The 15984-nt window shown below is 63.5% G+C and carries 16 protein-coding genes; 12 read left to right on the forward strand and 4 right to left on the reverse strand.

Annotated features, from left to right (window positions below; translation table 11 throughout):
• Window positions 1–60: 60 nt before the first annotated feature.
• Genes paaG through paaZ form a run of 3 tightly spaced genes read left to right on the forward strand, consistent with a single transcriptional unit; the run spans window position 61 to window position 4324 of the window.
• Window positions 61–852 (forward strand): 2-(1,2-epoxy-1,2-dihydrophenyl)acetyl-CoA isomerase PaaG, encoded by a 792-nt coding sequence (paaG, locus tag UP06_RS37395; protein ID WP_045008862.1) that lies wholly within the window; start codon window positions 61–63, stop codon window positions 850–852.
• A 52-nt stretch (window positions 853–904) separates the two neighbouring features.
• The gene (gene paaK, locus UP06_RS37400; protein ID WP_045008626.1) at window positions 905–2239 is read left to right on the forward strand and encodes a phenylacetate--CoA ligase PaaK; all 1335 of its coding nucleotides are present in this window, start codon (window positions 905–907) and stop codon (window positions 2237–2239) included.
• Between the two features lie 6 nt (window positions 2240–2245).
• On the forward strand, window positions 2246–4324 hold the full coding sequence (paaZ, locus tag UP06_RS37405; protein WP_502691294.1) for a phenylacetic acid degradation bifunctional protein PaaZ: 2079 nt from the start codon (window positions 2246–2248) through the stop codon (window positions 4322–4324).
• 42 nt (window positions 4325–4366) lie between these two features.
• On the opposite strand, the gene UP06_RS37410 is transcribed toward paaZ, so the two are convergent.
• A complete protein-coding gene (locus tag UP06_RS37410) occupies window positions 4367–5026 on the reverse strand; it encodes a TetR/AcrR family transcriptional regulator (RefSeq protein WP_045008627.1) in 660 nt (219 codons plus the stop codon).
• A 240-nt stretch (window positions 5027–5266) separates the two neighbouring features.
• Entirely contained in the window at window positions 5267–5530 is a 264-nt protein-coding gene (locus tag UP06_RS42750) for a phage integrase central domain-containing protein (protein ID WP_502691296.1), read from the reverse strand.
• Between the two features lie 141 nt (window positions 5531–5671).
• On the opposite strand from UP06_RS42750, the gene UP06_RS37415 reads away from it, so the two are divergent.
• The 8 genes from UP06_RS37415 (at window position 5672) to UP06_RS37450 (ending at window position 12915) form a co-directional block, all read left to right on the forward strand.
• Entirely contained in the window at window positions 5672–5902 is a 231-nt protein-coding gene (locus UP06_RS37415; protein ID WP_197087466.1) for a hypothetical protein, read from the forward strand.
• 37 nt (window positions 5903–5939) lie between these two features.
• Complete coding sequence (locus tag UP06_RS37420; RefSeq protein ID WP_045008629.1) at window positions 5940–6338, forward strand: hypothetical protein; 399 nt, start codon at window positions 5940–5942, stop codon at window positions 6336–6338.
• 520 nt (window positions 6339–6858) lie between these two features.
• Complete coding sequence (locus UP06_RS37425; protein ID WP_045008630.1) at window positions 6859–7764, forward strand: STAS domain-containing protein; 906 nt, start codon at window positions 6859–6861, stop codon at window positions 7762–7764.
• Window positions 7765–7766: 2 nt separating this feature from the next.
• Window positions 7767–8156 (forward strand): STAS domain-containing protein, encoded by a 390-nt coding sequence (locus UP06_RS37430; protein ID WP_045008631.1) that lies wholly within the window; start codon window positions 7767–7769, stop codon window positions 8154–8156.
• A complete protein-coding gene (locus tag UP06_RS37435) occupies window positions 8137–8541 on the forward strand; it encodes an anti-sigma regulatory factor (protein ID WP_045008632.1) in 405 nt (134 codons plus the stop codon). The genes UP06_RS37430 and UP06_RS37435 overlap by 20 nt, the downstream gene beginning before the upstream one ends.
• Window positions 8541–9533: an ATP-binding SpoIIE family protein phosphatase gene (locus tag UP06_RS37440; protein ID WP_045008633.1), complete on the forward strand. Its 993-nt coding sequence runs from the start codon at window positions 8541–8543 to the stop codon at window positions 9531–9533. The genes UP06_RS37435 and UP06_RS37440 overlap by 1 nt, the downstream gene beginning before the upstream one ends.
• Window positions 9534–9538: 5 nt before the next feature.
• A complete protein-coding gene (locus UP06_RS37445) occupies window positions 9539–11308 on the forward strand; it encodes an ATP-binding protein (protein ID WP_245305644.1) in 1770 nt (589 codons plus the stop codon).
• Window positions 11305–12915 carry a response regulator gene (locus UP06_RS37450; protein WP_045008635.1) on the forward strand — a complete coding sequence of 537 codons (1611 nt, stop codon included), beginning with the start codon at window positions 11305–11307 and terminating at the stop codon, window positions 12913–12915. The genes UP06_RS37445 and UP06_RS37450 overlap by 4 nt, the downstream gene beginning before the upstream one ends.
• 10 nt (window positions 12916–12925) lie before the next feature.
• Here UP06_RS37450 and UP06_RS37455 read toward each other — a convergent pair whose 3' ends face one another.
• Both UP06_RS37455 and UP06_RS37460 read right to left on the reverse strand, forming a co-directional pair.
• Window positions 12926–13492, reverse strand: a complete 567-nt coding sequence (locus UP06_RS37455) for an SET domain-containing protein (protein ID WP_045008636.1) — start codon at window positions 13490–13492, stop codon at window positions 12926–12928.
• Window positions 13493–13716: 224 nt separating this feature from the next.
• Window positions 13717–14439, reverse strand: coding sequence for a TetR/AcrR family transcriptional regulator (locus UP06_RS37460; protein ID WP_045008637.1), 723 nt, complete (start codon window positions 14437–14439; stop codon window positions 13717–13719).
• Window positions 14440–14547: 108 nt separating this feature from the next.
• Between UP06_RS37460 and UP06_RS37465 the strand changes: the two genes are divergently transcribed.
• Entirely contained in the window at window positions 14548–15945 is a 1398-nt protein-coding gene (locus tag UP06_RS37465; protein WP_045008638.1) for a carotenoid oxygenase family protein, read from the forward strand.
• The last annotated feature ends 39 nt before the right edge of the window (window positions 15946–15984 follow it).

The raw sequence follows: 15984 nt of genomic DNA on the forward strand, positions 1-15984 counted from the left end.
TCATCGGACGATTTCAATTCTCAGATCGCGGCCGTCAGAAGCCGCTTGCGGGAGGTGGACGTGGAGAAAGACCTGATATTGACCGAGGTCAGGGACGGCTATCGCGTGCTCACGCTCAACCGGCCCGACCGGCTCAATTCCTTCACCTCGGCGATGCACACCACGCTCATCGCCGCATTGTCCGAGGCGGAGTACGACAAGACCTGCCGCGCCTTGATCCTGACCGGAGCGGGACGCGGCTTCTGCGCGGGCCAGGATCTTTCCGACGGGGTCTTCACGCCGGGCGAGACCCCGGATCTCTCGGTCCCCATTGCGAAGTACTACAATCCGCTGGTGCGCAAGCTGCGCCACATGCCGCTCCCGGTCATCTGTGCCGTCAACGGAATAGCCGCGGGCGCCGGCGCGAACGTCGCGTTCGCGTGCGACATCGTCATTGCCGCGCGCTCGGCCAAGTTCAGTCAACCCTTTGCCAAGCTCGGTCTCGTCCCAGACGCGGGCGGCACCTGGTCTCTGCCTCGCCTCGTCGGCGGCGCCCGGGCTCGCGCGCTCGCGCTGCTCGCAGAGACCATTCCAGCGGAAAAGGCCGAAGCCTGGGGAATGATCTGGAAGACTTTGGACGACTCCGAGCTGATGGCGGAGGCCCATCGGCTCGGCACCTATTTCGCGAGCCAGCCCACCGATGGACTGGCGCTGATCAAGCAGGCCTTCGTCGCCTCCGAGACCAACAGCCTCGACCAGCAACTCGATCTCGAACGCGACCTGCAAGGCCAGGCCGGCCGGACCGCCGACTACGCGGAAGGCGTCAGTGCGTTTCTGGAGAAGCGTCCTCCGAACTTCGCGGGACGGCGTTAGGCGACCACGCGACTGTCTTCCGACCCGAGACCGAAAACCCGGAGTCTCCTCCTTGTTGCACATCCCCTTGCGTAAGCTCGACGAGCTCAAGCCTCGATCGACCGATCTCGACCGTTTCGAAAAGGCGACCACTGACGAGCTGCGGGCATGGCAGCGCGACCAGATGCTGTGGTCGCTCCGGCACGCCTATGAGAACGTTCCGCACTATCGCGCCAAGTTCAATCTGGCGGGCGTGCGTCCGGACGACCTCAAGGGCCTCGAGGATCTCGCGAAGTTTCCCTTCACCACGAAGTCCGATCTTCGCGACAATTACCCGTTCGGCATGTTTGCCGTTCCGAGACAGAACGTCGCGCGCATCCACGCCTCGTCCGGCACCACGGGCCAACCGACGGTCGTCGGATACACCAAGCGCGACATCGAGATCTGGAGCGACGTGGTGGCGCGGTCGATCCGCGCCGCCGGCGGACGGCCCGGGATGAGGCTGCACAATGCCTACGGATACGGATTGTTCACGGGCGGGCTCGGTGCGCATTACGGCGCCGAACGTCTCGGCTGCACCGTGATCCCGATCTCCGGCGGGATGACCGAGCGTCAGGTGCAGCTCATCCACGATTTCGAGCCCGAGATCATCATGGTGACGCCGTCCTACATGCTGGCGATCCTCGATGAGTTCCGAAAGCAGGGCCTCGACCCGCGGAAATCCTCGCTACGGATCGGCATCTTCGGCGCCGAGCCCTGGACCAACGCCATGCGGGAGGAGATTGAAGAGGCCTTTGATCTTCACGCCGTCGACATCTATGGTCTCTCAGAAGTCATGGGACCGGGGGTCGCGAGCGAATGCGTCGAGACCAAGGACGGTCTCCATATCTGGGAGGATCACTTCTATCCCGAGGTGATCGATCCCACGACCGGAAGGGTCCTGCCGGACGGTGAAGAGGGCGAGCTGGTTTTCACGTCGCTGACGAAGGAAGCGCTGCCGATCATCCGCTATCGCACGCGCGACCTGACCCGCCTGCTTCCCGGCACGGCCAGGACCATGCGCCGCATGGAAAAGGTCACCGGCCGCACCGACGACATGATCATCCTTCGCGGCGTGAATGTATTTCCAACCCGGATCGAGGAGATTATCCTCACGGTGGACGGACTGTCGCCTCACTTCCAGATCGTCCTCACCAGGGAGGGCCGCATGGACCAGATGGAAATCAGGGTGGAGGCGCGCCCCGATGCGCTCGAGCCGGACGTCCGTCTCGCCGCCGCGACCCGGCTCGAACATTTCGTCAAGAACACCGTCGGCGTCTCCGCCCGCGTCTGCGTCCTCGATCCCGAGGGCATCGAGCGCTCGGCTGGAAAGGCAAGACGCATCATCGATCAAAGACCAAGGGAGTAGATCTCGATGACACAGCCTCGAACTAACGGCGTGCTGCCGGGCCAATCGGCAGAAGACGTCGTGAGGCTCGCGAGCTTCATCCGCGGCAACTGGTCAGCCGGCCAGGATTCGACGGACGTGCTCAGCGCCGTCACCGGCGACGTCGTGGCGCACGCAACCAGCGGCGGCTTCGACATGCGCGACATGCTGGCTTACGGGCGCACGGTCGGCGGCCGCAATCTGCGACGGCTGACCTTCCATCAACGTGCCGCCATGCTGAAGAAGCTTGCCGAGCATCTCAACGAACGCAAGGAACCGCTCTACAAGCTTTCGTTCCAGACCGGCGCCACGCGCACCGACGCCATGATCGACGTCGACGGCGGTATCGGCACGCTGTTCGCCTATGCCGGCAAGGGCCGCCGCGAATTGCCAAATTCGACGTTCCTGCTGGACGGAGAGATCGAAGGGCTGTCCAAGGGCGGGACGTTCGCCGGCCAGCACGTCGTGATGCCGCTGCGCGGCGTAGCGGTCCACATCAACGCCTTCAACTTCCCCTGCTGGGGTCTGCTCGAGAAGCTGGCCCCTGCCCTGCTCGCGGGCATTCCCGTGGTCACCAAGCCCGCGACAGTGACGTCCTACGTCGCGCACGAACTGGTGCGGACTATCATCGCGTCCGGCATCCTGCCCGAGGGCGCGCTCCAGTTCGTCGTCGGCTCGACCGGGGACCTGTTCGACCATTTGACCTGCCAGGACCTGGTGTCCTTTACGGGTTCGGCCGACACGTCGCAGAAGCTGCAACGCCACCCGGTCATCTCGCGTGAAGCCGTCCGCTTCATCGCGGAGCGGGATTCGCTCAACGCCGCGATTCTCGCGCCGGATGCGACGCCCGGAAGCCCCGAGTTCGACCTGTTCGTCAAGGAAGTGGCGAAGGAGATGACGGTGAAGGCGGGGCAGAAATGCACAGCCATCCGCCGTGCGCTTGCGCCCAAGGCACACATCGATGCGGTCGTAGCGGCACTGCGCGAACGCCTGTCGAAGGTGACGGTCGGCAATCCTGAACTCGATTCCGTCAGGATGGGACCGCTGGTTGGGCTCGCTCAGAGAAGCGACGTGCTGGCCAATCTGCACAAGCTCCGTACCGAAGCGGAGATCGTCGCCGGAGACCTCGACGATTTCCGGCCGATCCAGGGCGACGCCTCGCGAGGCGCGTTCCTTCCTCCCATTCTGCTGCATTGTCCCAATCCGCGAGACGCAGCCCACGTCCATGAGATCGAGGCGTTCGGTCCGGTCTGCACCGTCATGGGTTACGACGATCTGGAGGATGCCGTCGCGCTCGCGAACCGCGGCGGCGGCAGTCTCGTCGCCTCCGTTTACACCCACGACACCGCGACGGCCGCCGAGCTCACCTTCGGCATCGGCACCTTCCATGGACGCATGGTCTTCATCGACCGCGACTGCGCCAAGGAGCAGACTGGCCACGGCTCGCCCCTGCCGCAAATGGTCCATGGTGGCCCCGGCCGGGCCGGCGGAGGCGAGGAGCTGGGCGGCGTCCGCAGCCTGCATCACTACATGCAGCGTTCCGCGTTGCAGGGCTCGCCCGCGATGCTTACCGGCATCACCGGACGATGGTCCAAGGGTGCTCCCGTTCTCGACGGGGACCGCCATCCATTCCGATATCATTTCGAGGATCTCGAGATCGGCCGCACCTTCATCTCGAAGGAGCGCACGATCACGCTCGACGACATCGAACATTTCGCGCACTTCACCGGCGACACCTTCTATGCCCACATGGACGAGGAAGCGACCAAGGGGCATCCGTTCTTTCCGGGCCGCGTCGCCCACGGATATCTTCTGCTGTCGTTCGCGGCCGGTCTGTTCGTCGATCCCGAGTATGGTCCGGTGCTGGCCAATTACGGCCTCGACTCCCTGCGCTTCCTGAAGCCGGTGCAACCCGGAGAGGCCATCAAGGTCAGGCTGACGGCAAAGGAGAAGGCCCCGCGCAACAAGCAATATGGCGAGGTCCGCTGGGACGTCGAGATCACGACCGGCACGGGTGAAACCGCCGCCACCTACGAGCTGCTGACGATGAACGCCATGCGAACCTAGGAGCTGGAAGAAGCCGCAGCGAAGCTGCGGGAGGAAGAGCGGCTAAAGCAGCTCTTTCTGCCGCCCCTTGCTCGCCGGCTTCGACTTGCCGTTCGATCGCGTCAGCGTCGCCGCCGCGTCGGCCGCTCCGGACAGGACGAGGCGCGTGACGAACTCCGCATATTCGGCCCGCGTCATCGAACCGCCTTCGCGGAACCAGAGATAGTGCCAGTTCAGCATCCCGAAAACCGTCATGGTCAACGGCTTCAACACGCGCTTGTGGTTCACGCTGGGTCGCGCGGCGGCCAGCGCGTCGGCGAGGATATCGACAAGGATCCTCTCCTTCGCCAATAGCGGTTGCTGCTTGTCCTTCGGCAGAAGCTTGAGGCTGGCGATCTGCACCTGATGCTCGGCATCGGCATGCCGGTATTGTTCGAGGAAAGTCCCGATGACCGTCTTCAACCGCGCCTGGGGCGTTGCGGTCTCGTCGTCGGCCTTCTGGACGGCCGCGACCAGCTTTTCGAGATGGGCCGAGAGGATGTCGAAAAGAAGCGCCTCCTTGTCCTGATAGTAGTGATAGAGCAGCGCCTTCGAAACGTTACAGCCGTCCGCGATCGTATTCATGGACGTTCCGACGTAGCCCGATTCCGCGAACAGCTGGGCCGAACGGTGCAGGATAAGGAGACGCTTGTCGTCGTAATCCTTCGCGCGGGAGCGAGCCATATCCTGTTCCATTCTCTGCCAAATCGGCGCTCAATATCTCAGTGATAAATCAATAAAGATAAATTTCCAAACCATGCAACAGCCGGCCCTGCGCATGCGGGTGGCGCTCCAATGGACTATTGACCGACCATACGGTCAATATTACACGGTGTCGGTGGGCCATTTGGGCCAGATGACCGGCTTGTTTGCCGGATCGGCGTTTCAACGCTTGATGATAACGCCTCTTGTCGAAGCAACCGCTCATGACGCGGAATCTTCGCGAATCGGATCGACCGATGTGAGCGCGCGACAGACGCGGAATGGGTTGTAGCCATCACCTTCGAGATCGGCGTAGTCGCAGACTTGCTCACCGATACTGTGGACCCGGTCACGGGTCTCTAACTTGCCCTCGACCTGCATCGCTCGGAAGAAGGCAAGCACGTCAGGTCGCTTGATGTCTTGCCGGTAGAGCTTGCCGAAACGCTTCTTTAGAACAAACCGTGACGGACACCGATGTACGCAAATACCTGCTTTTCAGGGGATTTTCGCAACTCGTGAACAGCATCGAACATCCTAGCTCGACTTCGAATAGGCGCCGCTTTTACCCTCGAGGTAATCGAATTGGGCCTCGGACCAGCGCATCTTCGGTCGCAACAGGAGATGACCATGATCGCGCTGCTGCTCTACCGGACCGTCGCTGACCACCTTGCGCCCTGGGCGATGACGTTCGCAACCCTGATGCTCGCCCGCAGCCTCAACATGCCCGAGCCGCTGGTGCATTCGACCGGCGACTATGTCGTCGCGCGCGTCATCGCCTTCGAGCATGGCGTCGGCAAGAGCCTCTGCCCCTTCCGCCTCGCCCGCCAGCTGCGCGCCTGGTGGCGCTGTTTGCACTGAGTTCACCCCAAGCCCAACCCAACCATGGAGACCCCAGATGATCGACGCATCCACCTTCCTTCGCCGCACCCTGCTCGCCGACGCCATCTTCAGCGGCATCGCCGCGCTCGGCTTCACCTTCGGCGCAGGCGCGTTTGCAACGCTGTTCAACCTGCCCGAGCCGCTGCTGCGCGAGACCGGCTTGTTCCTCATCGCCTACACCGCACTGGTCGGCTGGCTCGCCTCGCGCGCGGTGATGCCGAAACCACTGGTGCTGCTGGTCGTGGTCGGCAATGCCGCCTGGACGGTCGGCAGCATCGCGCTGCTGTTCTCGGGTGCGGTGTCGCCGAACCTCCTCGGCGAGCTCATGGTGATAGCGCAGGCAATCGCGACCGGCGTATTCGCCGAGCTGCAATATGTTGGGCTGCGGAAGAGTGGGGATGCGGTCACGGCGTAAACCTTCGTGTCCCGGACGCCCTGCAACGCCTTTACCATTGCTGCGCCGCGTCCGGGGCACGAGAGGTGAGTGAAGCGCACGCCTGTCTCCACATCGTCATAGCGAGCCGAGCGAAGCAATCCAGAATTCCTCCGTGGTGATGGTCTGGATTGCTTCGCTCCGCTCGCAATGACGGCGTGTGCAGTAACGCCATTCACTTCCAACTTACATCACAAATCGCTGACACACCTTCGCGTCCTAGCGGCTGCCTTCGCCATCGGCCGGTGATGTTAGGATAATAAGTCGGCTGCCAGTTGGTTGTCAGGAGTTACACCAGCGGCCGTAGCCCGGCACCCGCGGAACTAATGGTTCCCTCGCACGTTGGGAACCTACGGTCTCAGCCCTCTCGCTGGGCGATCATGTTGCCGAGGGCAACGAATTACCAAACAATTCAGCAGGATGCAGGCGGGTGCATTTGCCACCGGAGAGCCGCCCACTCTCAACGAGTGGCCGCGGTTAGGTGTGATGAAGGAGAACAATAATGGCCGCGCAGGCGGGAGTTGGCGTCGCATCGCTCGTGTCACGAAACGAGAAAACCATTCTTCCGGAATGGGTCGAATTGCAGAAGAAGGCCGGCATTCTCCACACCGGCCGCATTTCCGAAGGCGAGTTGCAGTCGCAGTCCAGAAACTTCCTGCATTTGCTGCACGAGGCACTGACGCAGGGCGGGACCGACACCTCCGGCGCGGCTTACGAGCCCGCAAGGGCCATGCTCGCCGATCTCTCGCGAACCCGCGCATTGCAGGGCTTTTCTCCGAGCGAAACTGCGACGTTCATCTTTTCGCTGAAGCAGCCGCTGTTCAACGCGCTCAATCGCGACGGGACGCTGTCCGCGGAGCAGATCGCGTCGACGGTCTCGACGTCAACGGCATTGCTCGACGAACTCGGCCTGTTCACGCTGGAGATCTTCCAGAAAAGCCGCGAAGAGATCATCGTCCGCCAGCAGCGTGAGATCGCGGAATTGTCGACACCGGTCGTCAAATTGTGGGAGGGCATTCTCGCCCTGCCCCTGATCGGTACGCTCGACAGCCAGCGCACGCAGGTGGTGATGGAAAATCTCCTGCAGACCATCGTCGATGACGAGGCCGAGATCGCGATCATCGATATCACCGGCGTGCCGACGGTCGATACGCTCACGGCCCAGCACCTCCTGAAGACAGTCGCTGCCGCGCGCCTGATGGGCGCCGATTGCATGATCAGCGGGATCAGGCCCCAGATTGCCCAGACGATGGTGCATCTCGGCGTCGAGCTGAACGTGATCTCGAAGGCCTCGCTGGCCGACGCGTTCGCAGTCGCGTTGCGACAAACCGGGCGTGCCGTCGTGAAGACGAGGAGAATCGAGGGATTCGCACTTCCGGGGAAGAAGAGCGGCGGGCAGGACGCCTGACGATGGATCGCATCCCTATTCTCAAGTTCGGTAACGCGCTGCTCGTCACCATCCAGGTCGACATGCACGACCGGCTGGCAACGGCGCTGGAAGAAGATCTGACCAGCAAGATCGTCGCCCACAATTCGCGCGGCGTTCTGATCGACATTTCGGCGCTGGAGATCGTCGACAGCTTCATCGGCCGGATGCTGGACAACATTGCCGCGGTCTCGCGCATTCTCGACGCGGACACCGTCGTTGTCGGAATGCGGCCCGCCGTCGCGATCACGCTGGTCGAGCTTGGCCTGTCGCTGACGGGCGTCAAGACCGCACTGAACGTCGAGCGCGGCATGGCCTTGATCCACGATCGCCTCGCCGGGTCGGAGGCAGACGATGCCGACGACCAAGACTGACCGTGTCGCGATCAAGATCTCCGATGACGTGGTTCGGGTGAGGCAATTGACCCGGGCGCTGTCGGTCGAGGTCGGACTGAGCCTGGTCGATCAGACCAAGATCGTCACGGCGTCCAGTGAGCTCGCGCGCAACACGCTGGACTATGGCGGAGGTGGCGAAGTGACGGCAGAGATCGTCGAACAAGGCGGCCGCCGTGGCGTCCGGCTGACGTTCGAGGACAAAGGCCCCGGCATTGCGGATATCGAGCAGGCCCTCAAGGACGGCTTTACGTCCGGCAAGGGCATGGGTCTCGGCCTCGGCGGCGCCAAACGGCTGTGCAACGAATTTTCCATCGACTCCAGGCCCGGCGAAGGCACCAAAGTCACCATTGCACGTTGGAAGTGATGATGAAATCCGTCGGCGTCAACGATCAAAGCGGCGTCGCGGAGGCAAGGCGGGCAGCAACCGATCTCGCCCAACGCGTGGGCTTCACAGAGACCGACAAAGGCAGGCTCGCCCTGGTCGCGACCGAACTTTCAACCAACCTCGTCAAGCACGGGTCGGGCGGGGAAATTCTCGTCGGAACCTATGAGGACAACGAAGGCCAGGGCATTGAAATCCTCGCGCTCGATAAGGGTGCCGGCATGAGCAATGTCGCGGCCTGCTTGGAGGACGGGTATTCCAGTGCAGGCACCGCGGGCCGCGGCCTCGGCGCGGTCATACGGCAATCCCACTACGTCGACATCGGCTCGTGGCCCGGCGTGGGGACCGCCGTGCTGGCGCGCGTAGCGCCTGGCACGCCCCCTTCCATCAAGCCGCCGACTGTCCCAACCTGGGGCGGCGTCTCCATCGCCAAGGCCGGCGAGGATGCCTGCGGTGACGCCTGGAGCGTGTCCAATGCGGGCAATGTCCGCACCCTCCTCGTGGTTGACGGCTTGGGGCACGGACCGGAAGCCTCGGACGCAGCCGTCGAAGCCGTCCGGCTGTTCCATCGCTACAACGGCCACACCGTCGCGACCCTGATCGACTACATCCATGGCGGCCTGCGCGCGACGCGCGGAGCAGCCGTCTCGATCGCGCGCTTCGACCCCGCCACAAAGAACATCAACTTCTCCGGGATCGGCAATGTCGCCGGCGTCATCATCACCGCCGGCGAGACCAAACGGATGGTATCGATGGCCGGAACGGCGGGCTTCAACACGCGGAAGATCCGGGCGTTCGACTACCCGTTTGCTCAGGGCCTGATCATCCTGCATTCGGACGGGCTGGCCTCAAGCTGGACGGTGGACCGTTATCCCAATCTGGCGGCACTGCACCCGTCGCTGATCGCCGCGATCCTCTATCGCGATTTCACCCGGGTTCGCGACGACGCGACCGTGCTCGTGGCCAAATGGTGAAGCTCATGGCGGCATCGTCCAAACTCTGGCCCATCGTCACCGTGCCGATCGAGAACGAGAGCGACGTCGTCGCGGTCCGCCAGCGCGCCCATCGCGTCGCCGATATGCTGGGGTTCGAACGGCAGGACCAGACCCGGATCGCCACCGCGGTCTCCGAGCTTGCGCGCAATGCTTATGGCTATGCCGGCGGCGGTCGCGCGGAGTTCATTCTCGATGCCGCCACGACGCCGCAGCGTTTCGCCATTCGCATCTGCGACAACGGACCGGGCATCGACAATCTCCAGCTCATCCTCGACGGACAATACCGTTCGCCGAGCGGCATGGGGCTCGGTCTGATCGGCGCACGCCGGCTGATGGATACTTTCAGCATCGATTCCAAGCCCGGCAAGGGGACGACCGTCGAGGTCGGACACAAACTGCCACTCCGCGTCGCGCCATGGCCGCGGGCCAAACTCACCGACATCGTATCCAGCCTGAAGAAGGAAACGTCGTCCGATCCGCTTGCGGCTCTGCGAGAGCAGAACCGCGAGCTGATGCAGAACCTGGAGGAGCTGCGACGCCGGGAAGAGGAAAGCCAGCAGCTCAACCAGGAGCTCGGCGACACCAACCGCGGCGTGGTGGCGCTCTATGCCGAGCTCGACGGCCGGGCCGAGCAATTGCGGCAGGCCAGCGAACTCAAGACGCGCTTCCTCTCGAACATGAGTCACGAATTCAGGACGCCCTTGAATTCGGTGCTGGCGCTGTCGCGCCTGCTGCTCGACCGCATCGACGGCGACCTGACGCCGGAGCAGGAACGCCAGGTCGGCTATATCAGGCGCTCGGCCGAAAGCCTGCTCGACCTCGTCAACGACATGCTGGATCTCGCCAAGGTCGAGGCCGGTAAGGCCGAGATCAAGCCGGTCCGGTTCGCGGTGACGAGCCTGTTCGGTGCGTTACGTGGGGCGCTGCGCCCTCTCCTGACCAGTACGGCCGTCGAGCTGCTGTTCGAATCTCCAAAGGATCTGCCGCCGCTCTGCACTGACGAAGCAAAGGTGGCGCAGATCCTGCGCAATTTGATCTCAAACGCGCTCAAATTCACAGAAGAAGGCGAAGTGCGGGTAACCGCGCGCACGGGCGACAACGGCGCCAGCGTCGTCTTCTCCGTTCGCGACACCGGCATCGGGATCGCGCCGGAGCACCATGAACGCATTTTCGAGGAGTTCTCGCAGGTCGATACCAAGCTCCAGAGAAAGGTGAAGGGTACCGGCCTCGGCCTGCCCCTGTCGCGTTCGCTGGCGCGCCTGTTGGGCGGCGACCTCACGGTCGAGAGCGGCCAGGGCCAAGGCTCTGTCTTCTCACTGAAGATTCCGGCTTCGCTGGGCGAGCCGGGGCGCGAAATGCTGACGCGCTCCGCCGACGACAGCAAGAGCGTGCTGCTGATCGATGACGACGAAACCTTCCGCTACGTCATGCGCCAGATCGTCGGCAACGAGACGCGCTATGATTTCATCGAGGCAGACGGCGGCGAGGAAGGATTGCGGCTCGCCCGCGAGAAAAAGCCCGACGTCATCGTGCTCGACCTGCAAATGCCGGCGGTGGACGGCTTCACCGTGCTGCAACAGCTGGCCGCCGACGATCGCACCAACGGCATCCCCATCGTCGTCTCGACCTCGATGACGATCGACGCCTCGCTGAGGTCGCGGCTACCCGAGCACGTGCGGCTGATCTCCAAGAACGCGATCTCCCGCGAAAGCGTGTCCTCGTTCCTGCGCGACGCCGTCCAGGGTGTCTCATGAGCGCCGGCGAAAAAATCGTCATCCTGAATGTCGACGATCTTGAATCGCAGCGCTATGTGAAGACACGCGACCTGCATGCCGCCGGATTTGCCGTGATCGAGGCGCAGACCGGCGCGGAAGCGCTTCGCCTGATCGAGCAGCACAGGCCGCCTCTCGTGCTGCTTGACGTTCAGTTGCCCGACATCAGCGGCTTCGAAGTCTGCGCCTTCATCAAGACGAAGTGGCCGGAAGTGATGGTGTTGCAGACGTCGGCGACATTCACGGCGTCCGAAGACCGCGTCAGCGGACTGAACGCCGGCGCCGATTCCTATCTCGTGCAACCCGCCGAACCGGTCGAGCTTGCCGCCGCGATCAACGCCCTGCTGCGGGTCCGCCGCTCCGAGGATGCCTTGCGCGCGTTGAACGCCACGCTGGACAAGCAGGTTCAGGCGCGCACCGAAGAACTCGAACAGGCCAACCGGAAACTCCGTGAGGAGGTCGTGCAGCGCCAAAAGGCCGAGTCGCAGCTGTTGCAGTCACAGAAGATGGAGGCGGTCGGACAGTTGACGGGCGGGCTTGCGCACGATTTCAACAATCTCCTGACCGCGGTCGTGGGCAATCTCGACCTGATCCGCGCCCGGGCGACCGAGCCGCGCATTGCCAGGCTTGCGGAGAACGCCTTCAAGGCCGCCGAACGCGGCTCGAAGCTGACCGCGCAATTGCTGGCGTTTTCGCGGACCCAGAAGCTTGCCACCGAATCCGTGGATCTCAATCGCCTGATCATGGACGGGTACGAACTGCTCAAGCAGTCGCTCGGGGCCAACATCGCGATGCAGACCGATCTCCACCCGAGCGCGCCTTGCGTGGTCGCCGATTACAACCAGCTTGAAGTCAGCCTTCTCAATCTCGCAATCAATGCGCGAGATGCGATGCCGGAGGGCGGAACCCTGACGATCACCACGGCCTGCGACGACACCGACGATCGCAAGGTCGTGCTGTCGGTGACGGACACGGGGACCGGCATGTCGCCGGAGGTGATCGCGCGCGCCTTCGATCCGTTTTTCACGACCAAGCCTCCCGGCAAGGGAACGGGCCTGGGATTATCCCAGGTCTACGGACTTGTGCGACAGATGGGCGGCGACGTCGCCATCAAGAGCGAGATCGGCAAAGGCACCTCGATCCAGCTATTGCTTCGCCGGTCGAATGTCAGCACGGAGACGGCCACCGAAGCCCAAGGCGCCGCCGAACGCGGACATGCGGAGCGCATTCTGATCGTGGACGACGATCACGACGTCCGCGGTCTCATGACCGACTTCCTGTCCGATATCGGATACGTCGTTCACGAAGCGGACCATGGCGCCGCGGCGCTTGCCTTGCAAAAGACGGTGAACCCGCAATTGATGATCATCGACTTTTCGATGCCGGGCACCAATGGCGCCGAGGTCGTCAAGGCGGCGCGGGCCGTGCAGCCATCCCTGCCCGTCCTGTTCGTCAGCGGCTATGCTGACTCCGCTGCGCTGGAAGCGGCGATGGGGACTGCACCGTTTTTGCGCAAGCCGTTCCGGCCTGCCGAGCTGGCCTCGGCCGTGCGGACGACGCTTGATGCAGGTGGCGGAAGCAAGCCGTGATCGAGAGAAGCTACGCCTTCGCCCGGCCGACCTTGCCGGCGAAATGCTTGCCGTTCAGCTTCTTCTTTTTCGCCGCGGCGCCCTTCGCGCCCGCCTTCAGCGCTTTACGCTCCACGCGCGCCTTCACCTTGGCGCGTTCGGCACGCTCTTCGGCGCGCAGCTTCTTGCGCTTGGCCTCGCAGGAGGGGCACTTGCAGCCGATCGGCTTCAGATAGGCTTTGAAATAGTCGGTGCCGTAATCGTAGTTGATCTCGTCGCCCGGCTCGATGTTCCTGATGGCGCGGATGAACACCTTGCGCTCGCGCGGGCGGACGTCGGATTCCGCGTTGGGCCGGCAGGAATGGTTGATGTAGCGGGCGAGGTTCTTGCGCACCGAGCCGTCGATGGTCCAGCGGCCGTTGAGCTCGAACAGATATTTGTTCTCGATGTCGTCATGCTCGGGGATGCGCGAATCCAGGATCGGTCCGTAATAACGGATGATCCGGGTCCCCTTCTTGATCGGTTTGGTGGCGAAGAGGCCAAGCCCGGTCTTGGAGCGGCCGACGCGATAGGGCTTTTGCGACGAGATGGCTGGCATGATCAGAAGTAAGGAGGACGCGAACGAGGCTGAGTGAGCCCAAGCGAAGTCGCTCTTCTAGAACGATTCCGTGCCGCTGTCAGGTATCTCCCGCGCTTGTTTGAACCTTGCCCACAATGAAGATGTCTGATGCGTGGAGTTCCCGGACATCAGCGCATCTCGTTTGCCCTTGCAGGCGCCCAATCCGTGAGCAGCATCTGCAACACAGCCAAAAGACTGCGGCGCTAAGCCGGCAGCTTTCCTGTCACGGTCGACTTCAGCATCGCTTCCAGCAGCTGCTCGGCCGTCGTACCCGCGGGCAGCCGCTCCAAAATATCCTCGAGCCGCCCGTCCAGCAGCAGCATGGTGAAGCCGTGCACCATCGACCAGGCCCGTGCGATCGCGGCGCCCTGCTCGATTGTCAGCGCATCGCCGCTGATCTGCTCCTGCCGCATCGCGCCGATCGCGTTGGCAAGCCCGGCGAAGGAGGATTCGGCCGCCTCGTGCAGCGACGGCCTGGAATAGTCGAGACGTTCGGTGCGGAACATCAGCCCGTACATGCCGGGATGGGCCTGGGCATAGGCGACATAGGCCTTTGGCCGCGCCAGCGCGCGCGACAGCGGCGTGGTCGCGGAGTCGCACGCCGATGCCATCGCGGCATTGAATTGGCGGAAGCCAATCGCTGCGAGCTCGCTGACGAGCCCGGTGAGGTCGCCGAAATGATGCGTCGGCGCGGCATGCGAGACCCCCGCCTCGCGCGCGACCGCGCGCAGCGTCAGGCCGGCCAGCCCGTCGCGTTCCAGCACGCGTTCGGCCGCTTGGAGCAGCGCCTCGCGCAGGGCGCCGTGATGATAGGGCGTCTCGGCCTTCGCGCTCGCCGGGCGGCGTGTCGGACGTGCTGCCGATGCCGTCTTCTTCGGGGGGCGCGCGAGGCGCGCCGTTTCTGTCTTGGTATCGCTCTTGCCCATGGGCCAAGCTATATGACGCAATATTGACAGTGTAAAGATTTCGCTTGACGAATGAAGCGGTCGGCACTATCTCATCTTTACGATGTAAAGATAAGGGAGAGATGCGCCGTGCAACAGGACGCCACCGCTGAGCGCCGCAACAATATCGCGCCGATCCCGTTCGAGGCGGATGCGCCTGTCCTCAAGATCATTGGCGAATTGCCGCGCGAACTCAACGGCACTCTCTATCGCAACGGCCCCAATCCGCAGTTCGAGGCGCCCGGCGCGCACTGGTTCGTCGGCGACGGCATGCTGCATGCCTTTCACCTCGAGAACGGGCGCGCCAGCTACCGCAACCGCTGGGTCCGAACGCCGAAATGGCTCGCCGAGCACGATGCCGGCCGCGCGCTGTTTGGCGGATTCGGCCGCAAGCTGCCGGATGCGCCGGCAGACCTCACCGACGGCGGCGTCGCCAACACCAACATCATCTTCCATGCCGGCAAGCTGCTCGCGCTGGAAGAGGCGCATCTGCCGACCGAGATCGAGCCGGGCACGCTCGCAACACGCGGCTATCACAATTATCAGGGCCGCGTCGCCGGCAGTTTTACCGCGCATCCGAAGATCGATCCCATCACCGGCGAGCTCGTGTTCTTCGGCTATAATGCGGCGGGGCCGTTGACATCAGCTCTCTCCTACGGATCGATCGATGCGTCCGGCAAGGCGACGCGCTTCGAACGTTTCGAGGCGCCCTATGCCAGCATGGTGCACGACTTCATCGTCACCGAGAACCACGTGCTGTTTCCGATCCTGCCCATCACCGGCAGCATGGAGCGCGCGACGAGCGGGCGGCCGCCCTACGCCTGGGAGCCGGAGAAAGGCGCCTATGTCGGCGTGATGAAGCGCAGCGGCACGGCAAAGGACATCGTCTGGTTCCGCGGTGAAGCCTGCTACGTCTTCCACATCATGAATGCGTGGGAGGACGGCAACAGCATTATCGCCGACGTCATGCAGTTCGAGGAGGCGCCGCTGTTTCCACATCCTGACGGGCGGCCGACCAATCCCGAGAAATCCTTTGCGCGCCATTGCCGCTGGACCTTCGACCTCTCAGGCAATACCGACCGCTTCCAGCAGACTTATCTCGACGATCTCACCGGCGAATTCCCGCGCATCGACGATCGCCGCGCCGGGCTGAAGAGCCGGCACGGCTGGTACGCCTGCGCCAATCCAAAACTGCCGAGGTTCGGCGCGCTGTCCGGCATCGTCCATGTCGACGGCAATGGAACGCGGCTCGGCCATTATCTGCTGCCGGCCGGCGACACCATCTCCGAGCCGGTGTTCGTCGAACGGTCGAAGGATGCGGCGGAAGGCGACGGCTGGCTGCTCGCTGTGGTCTGGCGCGCCCGTGAAAACCGCAGCGACCTCGCCGTATTCAACGCCACCGACATCGAGGCCGGGCCCGCCGCGCTGGTGCAGCTCGGCCATCGCGTGCCGGACGGCTTTCACGGCAATTGGGTGGGGGCGCAGTAGCTCCCTCCCCGTCGTTGCGGATGCATCACCAGGGAGGCT

Origin of the sequence: Bradyrhizobium sp. LTSP857, assembly GCF_000938285.1 — a bacterium.
In the GTDB taxonomy this organism is placed as follows: domain Bacteria; phylum Pseudomonadota; class Alphaproteobacteria; order Rhizobiales; family Xanthobacteraceae; genus Bradyrhizobium.